Origin of the sequence: Streptomyces sp. NPDC058872 (genome assembly GCF_042743065.1) — a bacterium.
Taxonomy (GTDB): Bacteria; Actinomycetota; Actinomycetes; order Streptomycetales; family Streptomycetaceae; genus Streptomyces.
Genome location: NZ_JBHYMK010000057.1, coordinates 1 through 17,251, shown reverse-complemented (window position 1 = coordinate 17,251; position 17,251 = coordinate 1). Strand labels below are relative to the sequence as shown.

At 68.6% G+C, this 17,251-nt stretch carries 11 protein-coding genes and 5 pseudogenes; 9 read left to right on the top strand and 7 right to left on the bottom strand.

Annotated features, from left to right (window positions below; translation table 11 throughout):
* Nucleotides 1–132 precede the first annotated feature (132 nt).
* Nucleotides 133–2,793 (top strand): ATP-binding protein, encoded by a 2,661-nt coding sequence (locus ACFW22_RS28535; RefSeq protein WP_386409824.1) that lies wholly within the window; start codon nt 133–135, stop codon nt 2,791–2,793.
* 238 nt (nt 2,794–3,031) lie between these two features.
* Nucleotides 3,032–3,517: a hypothetical protein gene (locus ACFW22_RS28530; RefSeq protein ID WP_386409896.1), complete on the top strand. Its 486-nt coding sequence runs from the start codon at nt 3,032–3,034 to the stop codon at nt 3,515–3,517.
* A gap of 1 nt (nt 3,518) precedes the next feature.
* On the opposite strand, the pseudogene ACFW22_RS28525 reads toward ACFW22_RS28530, so the two are convergent.
* A pseudogene (locus tag ACFW22_RS28525) lies at nt 3,519–4,471 on the bottom strand (transposase); the annotation flags it as partial.
* A gap of 208 nt (nt 4,472–4,679) precedes the next feature.
* Between ACFW22_RS28525 and ACFW22_RS28520 the strand changes: the two are divergent.
* From ACFW22_RS28520 to ACFW22_RS28510, 3 genes are all read left to right on the top strand, one after another.
* Complete coding sequence (locus ACFW22_RS28520) at nt 4,680–6,962, top strand: collagenase (RefSeq protein WP_386409822.1); 2,283 nt, start codon at nt 4,680–4,682, stop codon at nt 6,960–6,962.
* A 626-nt stretch (nt 6,963–7,588) separates the two neighbouring features.
* Nucleotides 7,589–8,044: a transposase gene (locus ACFW22_RS28515; RefSeq protein ID WP_386409820.1), complete on the top strand. Its 456-nt coding sequence runs from the start codon at nt 7,589–7,591 to the stop codon at nt 8,042–8,044.
* Nucleotides 8,045–8,742: 698 nt separating this feature from the next.
* Complete coding sequence (locus ACFW22_RS28510) at nt 8,743–9,180, top strand: hypothetical protein (protein WP_386409818.1); 438 nt, start codon at nt 8,743–8,745, stop codon at nt 9,178–9,180.
* Between the two features lie 14 nt (nt 9,181–9,194).
* On the opposite strand, the pseudogene ACFW22_RS28505 reads toward ACFW22_RS28510, so the two are convergent.
* Nucleotides 9,195–9,293 (bottom strand): annotated as a pseudogene (locus ACFW22_RS28505) (IS5/IS1182 family transposase); the annotation flags it as partial.
* Between the two features lie 79 nt (nt 9,294–9,372).
* A pseudogene (locus ACFW22_RS28500) lies at nt 9,373–9,490 on the bottom strand (transposase family protein); the annotation flags it as partial.
* A gap of 731 nt (nt 9,491–10,221) precedes the next feature.
* On the opposite strand from ACFW22_RS28500, the pseudogene ACFW22_RS28495 reads away from it, so the two are divergent.
* Nucleotides 10,222–10,751: pseudogene (locus ACFW22_RS28495) on the top strand (GNAT family N-acetyltransferase).
* Nucleotides 10,752–10,758: 7 nt separating this feature from the next.
* Here the strand turns inward: ACFW22_RS28495 and ACFW22_RS28490 are convergent.
* Together ACFW22_RS28490 and ACFW22_RS28485 are read right to left on the bottom strand one after the other, a co-directional pair.
* Nucleotides 10,759–11,418: a response regulator gene (locus ACFW22_RS28490; RefSeq protein ID WP_386409816.1), complete on the bottom strand. Its 660-nt coding sequence runs from the start codon at nt 11,416–11,418 to the stop codon at nt 10,759–10,761.
* On the bottom strand, nt 11,415–12,710 hold the full coding sequence (locus ACFW22_RS28485) for a sensor histidine kinase (RefSeq protein WP_386409814.1): 1,296 nt from the start codon (nt 12,708–12,710) through the stop codon (nt 11,415–11,417). Before ACFW22_RS28485 ends, ACFW22_RS28490 begins: the two co-directional genes overlap by 4 nt.
* A 132-nt stretch (nt 12,711–12,842) precedes the next feature.
* On the opposite strand from ACFW22_RS28485, the gene ACFW22_RS28480 reads away from it, so the two are divergent.
* Nucleotides 12,843–13,751, top strand: a complete 909-nt coding sequence (locus tag ACFW22_RS28480) for an ABC transporter ATP-binding protein (RefSeq protein ID WP_386409812.1) — start codon at nt 12,843–12,845, stop codon at nt 13,749–13,751.
* Nucleotides 13,748–14,608 carry an ABC transporter permease subunit gene (locus ACFW22_RS28475; RefSeq protein ID WP_386409810.1) on the top strand — a complete coding sequence of 287 codons (861 nt, stop codon included), beginning with the start codon at nt 13,748–13,750 and terminating at the stop codon, nt 14,606–14,608. The genes ACFW22_RS28480 and ACFW22_RS28475 overlap by 4 nt, the downstream gene beginning before the upstream one ends.
* A 268-nt stretch (nt 14,609–14,876) precedes the next feature.
* On the opposite strand, the gene ACFW22_RS28470 is transcribed toward ACFW22_RS28475, so the two are convergent.
* Together ACFW22_RS28470 and ACFW22_RS28465 are read right to left on the bottom strand one after the other, a co-directional pair.
* Nucleotides 14,877–15,173: a hypothetical protein gene (locus ACFW22_RS28470; protein ID WP_386409808.1), complete on the bottom strand. Its 297-nt coding sequence runs from the start codon at nt 15,171–15,173 to the stop codon at nt 14,877–14,879.
* Nucleotides 15,173–15,484 (bottom strand): hypothetical protein, encoded by a 312-nt coding sequence (locus tag ACFW22_RS28465; RefSeq protein WP_386409806.1) that lies wholly within the window; start codon nt 15,482–15,484, stop codon nt 15,173–15,175. Before ACFW22_RS28465 ends, ACFW22_RS28470 begins: the two co-directional genes overlap by 1 nt.
* Before the next feature lie 159 nt (nt 15,485–15,643).
* On the opposite strand from ACFW22_RS28465, the pseudogene ACFW22_RS28460 reads away from it, so the two are divergent.
* A pseudogene (locus ACFW22_RS28460) lies at nt 15,644–16,991 on the top strand (IS1380 family transposase).
* The last annotated feature ends 260 nt before the right edge of the window (nt 16,992–17,251 follow it).

The window sequence follows — 17,251 nt, the reverse complement described above, 5'->3', positions numbered from 1 at the left end:
GGGTACGGTGTGCCCTGGAGGCGACCGTGCCGCTCCCTCCTCATGGCATCGGGCGACCGCCGGATTTCCGCGGGCGGGTCGAGGCCATCCCCCTTGTTTCCCTGAGACGTTCGAGCACATAGGTTCTCGGACATGCCTGAGACGTATGCGGATGTGCTGGTCGGCCGCCAGGATGAGACGAGGCGGCTTGACGCCCTGCTCGCATCCACGCGGGAGGGCCACGGCGGCGCCTTGGTCCTGCGCGGGGAGCCGGGCATCGGCAAGAGCGCGTTGCTGCGGCACGTGGCCGAGACCGCCACAGGATTCACCGTGATGCGGGCGTCCGGCGCCGAGTTCGAGACGGAGCTGGCGTTCGCCGCACTGCACCAGCTGCTCCTGCCGGTCAGCGCTGCTCTGACGGCCCTGCCCGTGCCGCACCGCAAGGCACTGGAGATCGCTTTCGGCCTCGACAGCGGCACCCCCGACCCCTTCCTGGTCGGAGTCGCCTCGCTGGGCCTTCTGGTGGAAACGGTCAGGGAAGGTCCTCTGCTGTGCGTCGTCGACGACGCACAGTGGCTGGACCAGGCATCGGCCAAGGTGCTGGCCTTCCTCGCCCGCCGCGTTTCGGCCGAGTCGATCGCCCTGGTTTTCGCGGTGCGAGAGCCGAGCCAGCTGCCGGAACTGGACGGGCTGCCCAGCCATTCGCTCCCGGGCCTAGGAGAACCGGAAGCCCGCGCGCTCCTGGCCACGGCGGTCCGCGCCCCACTGGACGAGCCGGTGTGCGACCAGATCCTCGCCGAGGCGCGCGGCAACCCCCTCGCACTCGTGGAGCTGCCCAGAACCGCCGGGCTCGCCGGAATGGCAGGCGGATTCGCCCCGCCCGGCTCGGTACCCGGCATGATCGAGCAGAGCTTCCGGTCCCGGCTGGAGCTCTTGCCACCGGAGGCGCGACTGCTGGTGACCCTCGCCGCTGCCGACCCGACCGGGGACCCCGGCCTGCTGTGGCGTGCGGCCGAACTCCTGGACATCGACGCGCCCATCGCCGCGCAGGCCGCCCCGATGGTCGAGTTCGGCACCCGGATCCGGTTCAGCCACCCCCTCGCCCGCTCGGCCGCTTACCACGCCGCACCGCCTGACGAGCGGCGCAAGGCGCACGAGGCGCTGGCCGCCGTGACCGACCCCGTCGCCGACCCCGACCGCAAGGCCTGGCACCGCGCCCAGGCCAGCGCCGGTCCGGACGAGCAGGTCGCCGCCGAACTGGAGGCCTCCGCCACACGTGCCCGGGAACGTGGCGGCGTCGCAGCTGCGGCTGCCTTCCTCCAACGTTCGGCCGAGCTCACGCTCGGTCCGGCCCAGCGGGCCGAGCGGATCCTCGCCGCCGTCCAGGCCAAGCTGTCGGTGGGGCACTTCGACACGGCGGCCGAGCTGCTCACCACCGTCCGTACCGACGATCCGAGCCAGGAAGCCAGAGCCGACCTGCTTCGCGGCAGACTGTCGTTCGTCCGCCGCCGCGGGGACCAGGGCCCCATGGTTCATCTGCTGAGCGCCGCCGCACGGCTGGCCGTCACTGACCCGCCCCGGTCACGAGAGTGCTGTCTGGACGCCGTCGAGATGGGGCTCCTGCTCGGCGGTCTCGACGAGGTGGTGGAAGCCGCCCGGAAGCTCCAGCCGGGCGAGCCGACATCCGGCACGGACACGGTCCTGAGCGGTCTGATCAGCCTCGTCGGCGAAGGGCACCGAGCAGCAGGGGAGATCCTCGGGCCGATCGTCGCCGATACCGACCACGAAGTCTGGTCCAAGCGGCCGTCACTGGGCTTCATGCTGGCGACCGAGCTGTGGAACTTCACCTCCCTGCACGGCATCGCGGCCCGTGCCGTCACCGCCGGCCGCGAGACCGGTTCCTTCCACGCCCTGCCCATCGGACTGGCCATGCAGGCCACCGCGACCGCGCACAGCGGCGCCTTCGGCGCTTCGATGGAGTTGATCTCCGAGGAGGAGGCCATCGCCGATGCCACCGGCGCGGCACCTCTGGTCTACCCCCGCCTCCACTTGGCCGCGCTGCGCGGACGGCGGCAGGAGGCCGTCGAGCTGTTCACGTCGGTGGACCGGCGGATGAGCCTCAGCGTGCAATGGGCGACTGCCGTGCTCAACAACGGCTTGGCGGACTACCCCGCAGCGCTGGACGCGGCACGCCAAGCGGTCGAGTTCGGTGCCGTCGGCACGGCCGGCCTCGCCCTGCCCGAACTGGTCGAGGCAGCGGTGCGGTGCGGTGAGACCGAGACCGCCGCGACGGCACTCGCGGTCCTGCAGGAGCGCACACGGGCAGGCGGGCACGCCTGGGGGCTCGGCGTCGAAGCATGTGCCCGCGCCCTGGTGACCGAGGACGAGTCTTCCTACCAGGAGGCGGTCAGCCTGCTCGACGACAGCGCCCTGGTCGTCTACCGAGCCCGGGCCCACCTGCTGTACGGGGAGTGGCTGCGCCGCCGGGGCCGGCGGCGCGACGCCAGGTCGGCGCTGCGCCAGGCGCACGAGCCACTGGCCGACCTCGGTCTGGAAGCCTTCGCCGAGCGCGCCGCGGGTGAGCTGCGCGCCACGGGCGCGCAGGCCCGAAGCCGCACCGCGAAGGCATCGGACCAATTGACGATGCAGGAGGTACACATCGCACGCCTGGTCGCCGACGGCGCCACCTCCAAGGAGGTGGCGGCGAAACTGTTCCTCAGCCCGCGAACGGTCGACGCGCACCTGCGCAACATCTTCCGCAAGCTCGGCCTCACCTCGCGCCGACAACTGCGGGACATGCCCGACATGCGCTAGCTGTGTGGCCGGACAGGCCCATTTGCTCGCGACACCGGGCACGGTGTGGGGACTGCACGGGCCGCTGTGGCCCCAGGACGCGTTCCGTTCAAGAGGTCAGCGGCTCACCTCGGAGGTCACGCATCATGTCGGCGAAGTCGCGGACGTGCCGTGCGGTGGCGTCGCGTTCTGGGCAGGCGGCCCGGATCTTCTTGAGTTCGGTCGCGTCGGTTGCGGTGAGCCGGCGCAGCATGGCGGGGTGGCTGATCTGCTGTGGGATGACGTGACCTGCTTCTTCGACCCGGACTTGATGGGGGCGCTGCCGGATGTGCGTGTCCCGGATGCCTCGGTGGAGGACTGGCAGACAGTCCTCGATCTTGTTGCGGAGAAGGGCTGGAAGTGGCAGTACTCCGAGGGAGAGACGGTGCTTCCGGTGCCCCGGGCCGAGGTCGTGCTGTCCCGCCCGGCGGATGCCGAGTGCCCGGCCCTGCGTGTCTGGCCGACTGCCGATGTATTGCTGATCTTCCGCTTCCATGCCGCCGATGAAGTCGACTTCGACGTCGACCTGAGGGAGTTGCAGGGCCAGCAGCGGTGGGAGGTGTTCTGCGTCTTCCTCCGAGAGATCGGTCGGCGGCTGGGCAAGCCGGTGCGGATGGATCCGGAGGGCGACTACGGCCATCCGGTGCTCGGCTTCGACGTCGAGGCCGACCGCGTGGTCCTCCTCGCAGGCCCGCAGGCCAGGTGACCGAGGCCGACGGTCGCGGTTCGTAGAAGGTTCCGTCGCGGAGCATGGCGAAGAGGGCGTCGGCCTTGCGGTGGGAGAGACAGAACAGGTCCTGGGCGTGGTGCTTGCCCTGGGTGATCCTCCTGTCGCAGTAGGCCCGGGAGGCCGGGGCGCCCGGAGCGGCGAAGACGGAGAGGAAGAAGACCCGTTTGAGCTGTTTGTTTCCTCTCCTGGGGGCTGTTCGCCGCGGATCGGGGAGCCCGGGCTCCGGGTGGCCGGGGCGAGTCCGGCGTAGGCGGCGGGGCGGCCAGGCCGGGGATGATCAGCGCGCTCGCTTCGGTCGCGGAGAGCGTCACGGTCTGCTCGTCCGAGGCGGCGAAGGTCTCCTCGACCAGTAGCTCGGTCATCCTCGGTGCCTTCGGCCGCAGCAGCGTGATCAGGCGTCGTCGTCCGGCCTTGCGCATCTGTGCGCCGGGGATCCGAACCGTTCCAGCAGAGTGAGGACGGCCGGGGGCTGCAGCCGCGACCCCAGCACCCGTTCCAGCAAGGGACGGATCCGGGGCAGCAGGCCGTGGAGCCGGTTCGCGACGCGGGTGGCCTCGCCGGCCAGGTCGTCGTCGAAGCTGACGATCGTCTCCAGTCCGGCGGTGATGAACGCGTCCTTCGCGTCGGTCTTCGCCTCGCCCGGGTAGAGGTCGGCGATCCGCCGCATCGTCAACCCCGGCAGGTAGGTGACCGGGCAGCCCCTGTCCCTCGCGACCGAGAGCGGCAGGGCGCCGATCGGGGCCGGTTGGCCGACCACGACGATTACGGTTCCGTGCTTGGCCTGGAGCTTGGCGAACGGCTTGTCAGGCCGCTCAGTGCCCTCGCCCGTCTGGTGACCGCCGCCCGCGAATCCTCAGGGCGCGAACGCGACGGCCGCATGCCCCGGCCGTCATGCTCACCAGTCGCTCGGGCCGTGGCAGAAGAGCGCATCAACTCGCCGCCGCCTCCTCGCAGTCGGTTTTTTCCCCGCGACGACCGATGGGTCCGGTCAGAGGTCTTTTCAAACAATGCGACATGTGAAATTTTACACGTCACATGTCAGTAGCTCGTGCTTCCCCGCACGAGGCCCCAACGGCCCCGGAGGCCCCCACAGATGCACCCCTCCCGGATATCGAGGACCCGCGCACGAAGACTTCCCGTGCTCGGCGCGGCGGTCTTCCTGACGCTCGGCCTCTTCGCGCAGCAGAGCCAGGCCGCCCCGGTCAGCGCGGCGGCTCCGGCCGATGGAGCAGCGCGCGACACCGCAGCCCCGGCGCCACGGGCGATCCCGGTCCCCAAATCGCCTCACGCCATCAGCAAGAACCCTCGCTTCCGGCTCTCCTCACAAGACGGCGCCGAGGAGTCCGGCCCGGCGTCCGCCCCCACCACCGCCAAGGCGACCAAGCGGTCCTCGCTCGCTGCCGCGGACGCGTGCGGCGACCTTTCCGGCGTCATCAACGCCACGGGTGGCGCGCTGGTCCAGCAGCTCAAGGACCTCCCCCAGATCACCTGTACCTACCCGTTGTTCAACCTCACCGGGGAAAACGCACGGAAGGCCTTCCGCGAGACGCAGATGGTCACCGTCGCCAACGCGTTGCGCGACGACTCCACCGCGTACGCGGGTGACAACAGGACCTCCACCGGCCAGCTGGTGATGTTCCTGCGCGCCGGCTACTACGTGCAGGACAACAACGCGGACGCCGTCGGCGACTATGGCCCGGCGCTGGCGGGCGCGGCACGCGGCGCGCTCGACGCCTTCTTCGCCTCCCCGCGCAGCAAGGACGTCACCGACGCCAACGGCGAGATCCTCAACGAGGTCGTCACACTGATCGACAGCACCCATGAGGCGGGCCGGTACGCCCCCGTCGTGAAATGGTTGCTCGGCTCCTACGACGGCACCTGGCCCGGCCAGATGAACCTCGCCATGCAGCACGTCGAATGGGTCGTCGAGAACGGCTTCAAGGCCAAGGACGACGAGCGCGGCTGGCGGGCCGCCCTCAAGGCGGACCCCGCCATCCTCGACACCTGGGCCGGCTTCGTCACACGCAACGGCGCGCAGCTGAACCGCCTGGACGTCGTGAGCAACGTCGGTCGCTTCCTGGGCCACGCCCTCGACGTCCCCGAGCTCAAGGAACGGGTCCGGCCGCTGTTGAAGGACCTGATCAACCGGTACCCGAACGTCGGCCCCACCGCACCGCTCACCATGAACCTGGGCTGGGCCACCCGCCAGTACGACCGGGGCAACTGCGCGGCCTACGCCATCTGCGACCTGGGGCAGCGCGTGCTCCCCGTGGTCCTTCCGATCCAGCACACGTGCACCCCCGGCCTGAAGATCCGTGCCCAGGACATGTCGCCCGGTCAGCTGGAGAGCACCTGCACGAGCCTGGTCGAGCAGGACGCGTACTTCCACCGGATCATCGGCGACAAGGGCGCGATCCCCGGTGACGTGAACACGAACCTGGAGGTCGTCGCCTTCGACGACTACACCCAGTACGCGCTGTACGCCTGGGCCATCTACGACATCGACGTCGACAACGGCGGCATGTACGAGGAGGGCGACCCGGCCGCCCCCGGCAACCAGGCCCGCTTCATCGCCCACGAGGCCAGCTGGCTGCGTCCGGACTTCCAGATCTGGAACCTCAACCACGAGTACACCCACTACCTCGACGGCCGCTACAACATGTACGGCGACTTCGAGGCGGGCATGACCACGCCGACCATCTGGTGGGTCGAGGGCATCGCCGAGAACATCTCGTACGGCTACCGGGGCGAGCGCAACGCGGACGCCATCGCCGAGGCCGGCAAGAAGACGTACCGGCTCAGCGAGCTCTTCGACACCGTCTACGGCCAGGACGAGGACCCGGAGGTCAACTCGAACCGGGTCTACCGCTGGGGCTGGCTCGCCGTCCGCTACATGCTGCAGAAGCACCCCGTCGACGTCCAGACCGTGCTCGGCGATTACCGTACCGGTGACTGGGCCGGAGCCCGCACCTTCCTGAAGCAGACCATCGGCACCACCTACGACGCGGACTTCGCGAGCTGGCTGACGACCAGCTGCGCCACCGATGGTTGCGGGCCGCTCCCTGACGCCGCGACCACCGAGCCCGCGCCGCTCTGCACCTTCAGCGACCCGCGCCAGTTCGACCAGAACTGCCGCCGGGACGGTCTCGCCGCCTCCGCCGGCAACTACAGCTACCACTTCGTGTACCTGCCGGCCGACGTCAAGCAGTTGACGATCACCAGCAGCGGCGGCACCGGGAACGCCGACCTGTACTACGGTGGCGGCAGCTGGGCGACCACCGGCAGCTACCAGGCGAAGTCGACCAACGTCGGGAACGGCGAGACCCTGACGATCGACAACCCGCCCTCCGGCTGGGTCTACTTCAGCCTCGCTGCCGCGCAGGACTTCAGCGGCGTGAGCCTCTCCACGCAGTCCGAGTGAGCCGGTTCGCCGGGGGCAGCGGGCCCCCGGCGAACGTCATCCGTCCCACTGCCGGACGGGAGCGACCCACCCCAGCCATCGCACGTCCCTCCGGGCTGCGGCGAGGCACTCCCGCAGTCCGGCGCCCGTCCGTCCACGGCCGGTGCCCGATGGCAGCAGGACCCGACCCAGATGCCGCCACCGGATGAAATCCGAGACCAGCCTCACCGACCGCAAGCACACCGATGAGTTCCCCACGGTGGTGGATGAGGAGCTGAAGGCGATGTGCACGGTGTGCGACATGGGTGGCGTGGCGATCGGACCGCGGCTCAAGGAGACGGCCCAAGCGACGGGATGTCGGCCAGGACACTCGCCGCCGCGGCGTTCACCAGAGCCGACAACGGGTAGCGGCGTCCGCCCAAGGCGGAACTGTTGGGTGGACTTGCGCAACGTGAAGCCGCGCTTGCCCTCAAACAGTTGAACCTCCACCCGGCCGGCAGGAATGGTGGATCCTCCCGTGTTCTCCGGGTTCACTCGGAAGGTCACCCGTTTCCCGCCCTGTTCCCACTAGCCGGGAAACGTCGAGACGATCAGACCGTTGTCGTACCTGATCTCGTGAGGGGCCGGCGGATGACCATGCCCCGTGCATGTTCTTCCACAGTGGACCTGCACCGCCTCGCAACCCGAAACTCCGGAGATCAGCAATCCCGAGAGCACCAACGCCATGCCGCGAGCACGGGCTGATCGCCGAGTTCCACGAACGACTGCGCGGACGGGCGAGGAAGCGCAAGGACGGTGAGGCCGAGTCCGTGGTGGGGATCATCGATGCGCAGTCGGCGCGGGTCACGGCGCCGGCGCCGGTTACCTCACGCGGCCACGCCCCCGGGAAGGAGGCGCCGGGCTGCAAGCGGTGCATCGTGACCGACCGCCTCGGCTTCCTCCTGGTCGTCGTCCCGGTCACCGCCGCGAGCAACGGCGACCGGGACGACGCCGCGATCCTGCTGCAGTACCTCGCCGCCCGCATCAAGGCCTGGCCCTGGTCTGGGCCGACGGCATCTACAACGGCCCCCTTGCGGACTGTTGCCGGGACGAACTCGCCCTGACCCTACTGATCGCCAAACGCGCGGACGACATGCAGGGGTCCGTGGCGCGCTCCCCAGGTACCGGGGTGCGGAGCGCACGTTCGCGTGGCTGATGCATGCGCGCCTGCCGGCCCGGGGCTACGAGACGTTGTCGGCCGGCAACGAGGCGATGATCCGGTGGTCGGTGGTCACGCGGGTGGGCCGGCGCCCGACACGGTCAGGGGCCGCCGACCGACGCCGAATGCCCCGACGGCTCTTGCAGGAGAAACCCCTGTCCTTCAGACACCGGTCCTTCGAGCGCAGCCTCTCGACCTTCGCCGACCTTGGCTCCAAGCCCAACGGAAGGACGATCTCCCTGGCCTTCAGGGGCCCTTGGGCTGGGCTGCGGGCTACCGATCCTCCAGCGCTTCCGAAGGGTTGGCGCGAGCGGCGCAGCCGTCTCGTGTGCGTGGGGTCGGGGAGAGCATTGAGAGGTGAAGAACGCCAGCCTCCGGCCTGACCCGGACGAGGCCGCCGGGCGGCGTCCTTGACGGGACCAGATGAGGAGCCTGTCGAAGCGTCATCGGGGGAGCGGACGGAGGCTGGTTATCCGGTTTGTTCGTGTGGTGTGCGTTGCTTCGTGGCTGTTCGGTCACCTGGTGATCATTGTAAGGTTGCAGTGTGACATTGCACAGCCGGATGGTCCGGAAATGCAAGGTCTTTAGGGAAGGGTTCTCTTCATGTCTCGCACGTTCGTGTTCGCGGCCGGTGTCGTTGGCCTCGTGCTGATCGCCGCCGCGCCCGCTACCGCATCGGCTCAAGCCTCCACCGCCACCACCACGGTGTGCGGTGCGCCGGGTCTGCAGGCCGGTCTCAGCACCCGCGTCTGCGCCGACATCACCGGCGAACAGGTCGAGGTGTACGGCCGGGTGTCGCTGGCTGGCCCGACCAGCCCTGGCAGCCCGTCTCCGCTCGGGCAGGAGTTGTTCACCACCCTGACCAGTGAGGCGCCGGCGGGGACGCTGAACCGGCGGGTGATCTTCAACTCCTCGACCGTCGAGGTCAGAGGTATCTCCGGGGCCATCGCCTGCGGCTCGACCGTGAAGGCGAGCTTCGCCGTGACGAGCTACCCGTGGTCGCCGCGACCGGTGGGCCTGGAGACGACCGTCACCTGCTGATGACCGCATCTGTCGACCTGTGCGTTCGTGCCGCGCCGTTTGTGCTTCCCGGAGTGGTGGGGAGTGTCGGCAACGATGCGCGCCGTCGGCAGCAGGGTGCCGTCGGGAACGACGGACCTTTTCTCCCGGATCATCATCCTTGCCTCGGTCAGGGACGGGGTGGCGCGCGCGGAGCCCTGACCGGCTTGCATCTGCAGCGGTAGGCGGTTGCGGTCCCGATGTCGAACCCGGCGGCCAGTCGGGCGGAGGCGTCACCGGACCGCAGGTGGGCCAGGACGAGCAGGGCCTGTCTCCGGGCGGGAAGGCGTCGTACCGGGTCCCGATCCCTGTCGTCCGGCTTTCAAGCACCGGGTCGGGAACTGCCGGGTGGGGCTGGACGGACCGTTCGAGCGAAATCTCCCCTGCCCGAGCTAATCCGAGAGCTCAGGAAGGGGCGGGCAAGCGCAGGAAGCCCTGGCAGACATGGGTGATCTTGATCGAGAATCCGCCGACCAGGAGCTCCGCCGTTGCGCAGGACCATCCGACTCGCGGGCAGTGCTGCCCAGCCCGGAAAGGTCCGGCGAATCGGTTCGATCCTGCCCATGGAGAACTGCAAGGCCTGGTCGACTGGGTTGGTGACGTGACAGAGCCCCTGGTTGTTGACGGTGTTGATGCCACTCGACACTGCCGACAGCCCGGGGCTCTGTTGGCTCCGTTGCTTCCGGAGGGCCCTCCTCCGGCTGGCCCGTCTCCGCAAGAACGAGACGTTCGCCCAGTTCGCGGTTGAGTTCGGTGCTTCGACCGCAACGACCCGACGCTACGCCGACGACAACCTGAACGTCCTCGCGGCCTGGACGCCGAGCCTGTACGACGCCATGAACCGGCCTGGCCGAGGACAACTACTGCATCGTCATCGACGGCACCCTGGTCCTCACCCGCGTCCGTGCCATTGCCGAGCGGTCGAAGACGTCTCATACCGTCGTGCGGGATCCGCCCTGCTGATGTCGAGCTCGAATTCTGCTCCGTCGGTGGCGGGAGTCCGACCTCGGACCGTGGGCGGCGATGAACGCCGATCCCGAAGTCCGAGAACACCTGGGGGACCTGCTGACACGGGAGCAAAGCGATGCCGCGGTGGCATCCACACAGGCCGTGTTCGACGCGCGAGGTTTTGGGTGGCGGGCGCTCGAAGCACGGGAGACCGGTGAGTTCATCGGCCGCGCAGGTTTGGACGAGGTGGGCGATGACGTGCCGTTCTCGGGGGGTGGATATCGGGTGGCGGTTGACGCGCTCGGTGTGGGGGGCACGGTTACGCCACCGAGGCCGCCCTGGCCTGCCTGGCCTTCGGCTTCGAGACCCTCGCGCTGCCGGAGGTCCTTGGGTCGACAACCGTCAACAATCTCTGTTCCCGGGCAGTGATGCGCCGGATCGGCATGACCCGAGACCCGGCCGACGACTTCGAGGATCCGAGCGAGCCGGAAGGGCCGCTTCGCCAGTGTGTGCCGTACCGGACTCCCCGCAGAGACGTTCACGGCCTACGCCACCCGACGGAACACGACCGGGACTCCACCAGCCCGCGTGGATCATTTCACTGAGAAAACCTCAGTAGGACGGCGCCACTAGACCCGCTTCGTAAGCGAGGATCACGAGTTGTACCCGGTCACGTGCGTCGAGCTTGGCGAGCAGTCGGGTCAGATAGGTCTTGGCTGTGGCGATGCTGATGGAGAGCTGGTCGGCGATCTCGGAGTTGGACAGGCCCTTGCCGACCAGGGTGAGCACTTCACGTTCCCGGTTGGTGATGCGCTCGAGTTCCGTCCGAGATGCCGGCGTCGCTGTAGGGCGGCCGGCGAACTCCTTTATCAGTCTGCGGGTGACGCTCGGCGCGATGAGGGCGTCCCCGGCAGCCACGGTACGGACTGCGGCCAGGATGTCGTCCAAGGCCATGTCCTTGACCAGGAACCCGGACGCGCCGGCGCGCAGCGCTCCGTAGACGTGGTCGTCGTCGTCGAAGGTCGTCAGGACAACAACGCGTGCGGTGCTGGTGCCCGTGGTGATCATGCGGGTGGCTTCGATGCCGTCCATGCCGGGCATCCGGATGTCCATCACCACCACGTCGGGGGTGAGTTCCCGGGTCAGCCGGACCGCTTCGGTGCCGTCTCCGGCCTCGCCCACGACCTGGACGTCCGCGGTGTCGGTGATGACCATTTGCAGGGCGGCGCGGATCAGGGGCTGATCGTCGGCGAGTACTACCCGGATGGTCATTTGGTTCCAGCCTTCGCTACGGGTTCGTCGCCTGCCGCTGTCGGCACCGGTATCAGGGCGGCTACTCGGAAGCCGCCCCCCGGAAGCGGCCCGGCGGTGAAGCGACCGTCCAGTAAGGCGATCCGCTCCCGCATGCCGACCAGGCCGAATCCGGTGTGCGTGTTCGTCGTGTTCGTGCCGCTGCCCGTCCCTCGATCGACGACTTCGACGACGAGTTCGTCCTCGCGGTATTCGATTTTCACCTGACAGCGATCAACAGTCGCGTGTCGTACGACGTTGGTCACCGCCTCCTGGACGATGCGGAACGCCGCGAGGTCTATGTCCGCGGGGAGCGGGTGGCGTTTGCCCTGCCACCACACCTCCACGCGGACGCCGGCGGCCGTGGTCGTCGCGGCGAGCCGTTCCAGATCCGCCAGACCGACGGTCGGCCGCAGAGGAGCCCGTGCATGCCCCTGGTCGTGGCCGTTTGGTTCCTGATCCCGGGTGGCGGGTCCCTGCCCCTGTTCGGCCTGCCGCAGTGCGCCCAGCATCCGCCGCAGTCCCGCCAGCGTCTCACGCCCTACCTGTTCCACGGTGATCATCGCCTCGCGGGCCCTGGCCGGCTGTGTCTCCACCACTCGGACTGCAGCTCCGGCTTGCAGGGCGATGATGCCGATGCTGTGGGCGACCGTGTCGTGCATCTCGCGGGCGATGCGAAGCCGTTCGGCGGTGATCGCCTGTGCGGTGCCCCGGGCGTGCAGCTCCGCGGTGTGGGCACGAGCCTGGTGCACCGAGTTGCCGATGAGCCAGGCGATGATGACCGTCAGGGCGACGAACGGTTCGGAGGCGGTGCCGGATTCCCCTCCCGCGGCCCACCGCGGGACGAGGTACCCAGCGAGCACGCCCAGCGTTCCGACGGTCGCGGTGATCGCGGTGCGCCGGGGCCGGGTGGCCGCGACGTAGCAGAGGGCGACATCCACCCCCAGAAACTGCAAGGGCGAAACTTCGTCCTGCCGCCAGGCCACCGACGAGATGATCGTGCCGACGATCACCAGACCGTACGCCACCGCCGTCCGGCGGCGCAGCAGCGCGCTGCCGGTCAGGACCACCAGGAAGGCGAGGGTGAGCAACGCCTGAGTCATGAGCGAGTCAAGGCCGTCCCGGAGATAGCTGAGGGAGTACTCATGCCGCGGCGGCATCAGGACGTACTCGACAAGGGGCTGCACTGTTGCCGCGACCCACACCAGCGCCGTCCACAGGCCCGGCGGTATGCGCTTGAGCAGCGGCAACTGCGGTGGCGGTGAGGCGAGCATGCCGAGATCATAAGCGCGTACGTGCCACAGGGCATCGGCCTGTGGTCGTACAACCAGGGTCGACACTGTGCCCGGTGATTGTCAGCACCGGTCCGACGACGAGCGGGGGCGTCGAACGACACCGTGGGCGCCGTGATCCAAGTCAACGAACTCACGAAGCGATACGGCGGCACGACAGCCGTCAAAGACCTGACCTTCACCGTGCGCCCCGGCCAGGTGACCGGATTCCTCGGGCCCAACGGCTCCGGCAAGAGCACCACACTCCGGGTGATCCTCGGCCTGCACGAGCCCACCAGCGGCATGGTCACCATCGGAGGTCGGCCCTTCCGTGACCGCCCTCGCGGCCTGCGTCATGTCGGCTCCCTCCTCGACGCGCACGACGTACACGGCGGACGCAGCGCGGCGGCGCATCTGTCGGCGCTGGCGCGCAGCAACCGCATCCCCCGACGTCGGGTGGACGAGGTAATGCAGGAGGTCGGTCTCGCCGAGGTCGCGGGGCGCCGCATCGGCGGATTCTCGCTCGGCATGAAACAACGGCTCGGCATCGCATCCGCCCTGCTCGGCGACCCACCGGTGCTGCTCTTCGACGAGCCGCTCAACGGCCTGGACCCCGAGGGAGTGAAGTGGGTGCGTGAGCTGTTCAGGCGGCTCGCCGCCGAGGGCCGTACCGTGTTCGTCTCCAGCCATCTGATGTCGGAGATGGAGCACACCGCCGACCAGCTGATCGTGATCGGCCGTGGCGAACTACTCGCGGCGGAGAGCCTTGCGGAGTTCTCAGCCCGCAGCGACCGGCGGAGCGTCACCGTGGCCACGCCCGCTGCGCCCGCTCTGAGAGACCTGCTGACGGCCGAGGGCGCGGCCGTGCGCGTGGAGGGCGAGCAGCTCACCGTGACCGGTCTGACTGCGGTGCGCATCGGTGAGATCGTCCGACGGCACGGTTTGCCGCTACACGAGCTCAGTACCCGCTCCGCCTCGCTGGAAGAGGCATTCATGGAGCTCACCGCCGACCGTGTCCAGTTCTCCGGAGGAGAGCCTCGATGACCGTGACCACCACTACGACAACGGCTGTTTCCGGCGGCGAACGATCCGCCCGTGAACCCCGTGCCCGGTTCCGCGACCTGGTCGCCGCAGAGTGGATCAAACACCGTTCGTTGCGTTCGACCTGGATCGCGTACGGGGCCACCGCCCTGGCCGTCATCGGCTTCAATGCGGGCACCGCCTATGACACGTACAGCCACTGGACGCTGCAAGTCTCGAAGGACCGCGCAGCCTTCATCGGTGACGGGATGGCGCTGCACCATGCGTTCACCGCGAACGCCGCCCTGCTCATGGCCCTCGCCCTCGGTGTCATTGGCGCCCTGGTGATCCTCGGGGAATACAGCACGGGAACCCATCGGACGACATTTGCGGCCGTCCCGGCCCGCCGTTCGGTGGTAGCGGCCAAGGCGGTCGTCGTCACCGTGGTCACGACCGCCTTCGGCGCGGTCCTCGTCGGGGTCTCGTTCGCTCTGACGCAGGCCATTCTCGATCGCCGGGATGCGGGTGTCTCCATCGGCGACCCGGGAGCTTTCCGTGTCGTCCTGGCCTCCGTCCTCCTCGCGCCGGTGTGCGCGCTCGCCGGCCTCGCGCTCGGCGCCGTCATTCGGCACACCGCCTCCACCATGATCACCTCGGTGGTGGTCATCCTCGTGCTGCCGCTGTTCCTCACCGACGGCCGCCATTGGTCGGCGGTCGCTGGGCACACCCTGCCCTACCGTGCGTGGCTCCGGCTCGTCGATGTCAACTACTCCCCGGTTTCCTTCCCGTGGAGCACCGGCGGAGCCTGGACCGTCTACATGGTGTGGGCGGGCGTCGCATGTGCGATCGCCGTCACCAGCGTCCACCGGCGAGACCAGTGAGTGGTTAGCCTCGCGCTTTCACGAAACAGGCTGTCCGAGGGCTGATCAGGAAACGGAAAGTGCTCTTGACCTGCAACGATGGGACTTGCTGAGGGTCCTATCGACTGCAGGGGAAAGAGCACTTTCCAGGTGACAGAGCCTGCCGGGCAGTGCCCGCGCGTCCGTGTTCAGGGAGACGGCCGCCAGATGGCCTCGCAGGCCGGGTCGGTCCTGCTATGGAGTCGGCGGATCGTTGAGAAGAATCGTGGCTGGAGGCGGTGGTGCCTGCTCAGCCGTCGGTTTGTTCGCCGACGAGGAATCCTTCGGCCCAGTGGGTTTGACCCACGGTGTACTCGTGCACGTGGAAGCCGTTGGGATGGTCCCTGAATCCGGGTAGAGTGCGCGCCTGCTCGATGCGTTGTTCCGCCCGTTGCTGGCTCCAGTACAGGCCGAGGAACGTGAAGCTGTCCTCGCTGTCGTCCCAGAAGAGCGGTTCGCTGTCTTCCATGAAGTCGACGGTGGTGGGCGCACCCGGCTCGTCCGCGAAGTGATGCCTGTGCACCAGGAGGTAGAGCGTCCGGTCCATCAGTCTCGCCTAAGCCCTTCGGGGTGCACCGTGACGAACCCCTGGTTCCACAGATCCTCGTCCACCGTCACGGGTGCGATCTCGAAACAATCAGGTTCGTCCCGGAACCCTGGAAGCTTCCTGGAGATCTCCCGCTGCCTCTCCGCGACTGCCTGGTCCGGGTAGATGCCGATGATCCTCCACTCCTCCTCGTCCAGGTGGATGGTGCCGTCCGCATCGAGATGGATGACCCGTTCGTCCTGCTCCACCGCGAGATGGCGCGCGTGCCACAGGACATAGAGATCGCCGTCAGGTTCGTGTTCGTCTGTCATCGCGGGAATTCTCCCTTGCTGGTGTGACGCTCGGGGGCGGCAGAGTTCGCGCCCCATATTGTGTCCGGCGGGTGATCAGAAACGCGAAGAGTGCTCCTGACCTGCAACGATGGGACTTGTCTAGGGTCCAGGTCGTCACAGGAAAGAAGCACTCTCCAGGTGAAGAAGCGTATCTGGTTCTACCCGCGTGTCCGTACCGAGGGCGATGGTCGCGGGGTGGTCTCCCAGGCCGGTGGTGTGCTGCTGGTCGAGACGATCCGCAAGACCGACCTGGACCAGGCGATAACGGCGGCGCTGGCACCATGGCGGAAGCCGAGGGCGGTGCACGATCCGGGGAAGATCCTGCTGGATGTGGCGCTCGCGGTCGCGCTGGGCGGTGACTGCCTGGCCGATGCCGGGATGCTGCGGGCCGAGCCAGCCGTGTTCGGGCCGGTGGCCTCCGATCCGACGGTCTCCCGACTGATCGACACTCTGGCCGCCTGCGGCGACACCGCCCTTCGAGCGATCCACGCTGCCCGGGCCGAAGTCCGTGAAAGAGTCTGGCGGTTGGCGGGCCGCAAGGCCCCGGACGCGGATGGGATGGTGACCGTCGACCTGGACGGGGTGCTGGTGATCACGCACTCCGACAAGCAGGATGCTGCCCCGACTTGGAAGAGGACCTACGGCCACCACCCGCTGGTGGCCTTCGTCGACCACCACGGCCCGGGCGGCACCGGGGAACCCGTCGCAGCCCTGCTCAGACCCGGCAACGCGGGCTCGAACACCGCCTCCGACCACATCACCACCACCCGCCTGGCGCTCACCCAGCTACCGAAAAAGTACCGGCGCGGGCGGCACCCACGACTTCGTCGCCTGGCTCGCGAAACGAGGCCGCTGGCTGTCGTACTCGGTCGGCATGGTGATCACCGACGCGATCCACCACCACGTGCTGAAGGCCCCCGCATCGGCCTGGACACCGGCCGTCGAGGCGGACGGCGACATCCGTGACGGAGCCTGGGTCGCCGAACTCACCGGCGATGTCCTGGCCGGCTGGCCGACAGGTATGCGGCTCATCGTCCGCAAGGAAAGACCCCACCCCGGGGCCCAATTGAGGCTCACCGACGCGGACGGCATGCGGCTCACGTGCTTCGCGACGAACACTACCGACCTGCCGATCGCCGCACTCGAACTCCGCCACCGCCTGCGGGCCCGCGCGGAGGACCGCATCCGGGCCGCCCGGGCCACCGGCCTGCGCAACCTGCCCCTGCACGACACCGCCCAGAACCGCATCTGGCTGGAGATCGCGCAGATCGCGTTGGACCTGCTGGCCTGGATGCCCATGCTCGCCTTGACCGGCAAGGCCCGGCTCTGGGAACCCCGCCGCCTGCGGCTCCGCCTGTTCACCACGGCCGGACAGCTCGTCACCACCGGGCGCCGGCGGATCTTCTGCCTCGCGGCGCACTGGCCCTGGACCCACGAGATCACAGCAGCACTCGACCGGCTCGCTCAACTCCCCAACCCCGGCTGACCAGCCGTCCACCCGTCCCGACGACCAGCACCACCCCACCCGGAGCAGTGGAACCCGGCGCCCACCCGACGCGACACCCGGGCCGCCATGCCCGCCATCAGCCACCGAAGCAAAACGGTCCACCGACTCTGTCGGTGGACCGTCATGCAAGATCGAGGTTAGAGACAATACCAGTGACTTAAGGTTCCTGGCTGTTAGCGTGGCGTCCAGGAGGTGCCTAGATGCCACGCCCTGGGCAGGTCAAGCCGGAGACGGATGAG

Excerpts from the sequence above, each read along its gene's own strand:
- ACFW22_RS28535 (WP_386409824.1), top strand. The coding sequence starts at position 133 with ATGCCTGAGACGTATGCGGATGTGCTGGTCGGCCGCCAGGATGAGACG.
- ACFW22_RS28515 (WP_386409820.1), top strand. The coding sequence starts at position 7,589 with ATGTTCTTCCACAGTGGACCTGCACCGCCTCGCAACCCGAAACTCCGG.
- ACFW22_RS28510 (WP_386409818.1), top strand. The coding sequence starts at position 8,743 with ATGTCTCGCACGTTCGTGTTCGCGGCCGGTGTCGTTGGCCTCGTGCTG.
- ACFW22_RS28490 (WP_386409816.1), bottom strand. The coding sequence starts at position 11,418 with ATGACCATCCGGGTAGTACTCGCCGACGATCAGCCCCTGATCCGCGCC.
- ACFW22_RS28485 (WP_386409814.1), bottom strand. The coding sequence starts at position 12,710 with ATGCTCGCCTCACCGCCACCGCAGTTGCCGCTGCTCAAGCGCATACCG.
- ACFW22_RS28475 (WP_386409810.1), top strand. The coding sequence starts at position 13,748 with ATGACCGTGACCACCACTACGACAACGGCTGTTTCCGGCGGCGAACGA.
- ACFW22_RS28470 (WP_386409808.1), bottom strand. The coding sequence starts at position 15,173 with ATGGACCGGACGCTCTACCTCCTGGTGCACAGGCATCACTTCGCGGAC.
- ACFW22_RS28465 (WP_386409806.1), bottom strand. The coding sequence starts at position 15,484 with ATGACAGACGAACACGAACCTGACGGCGATCTCTATGTCCTGTGGCAC.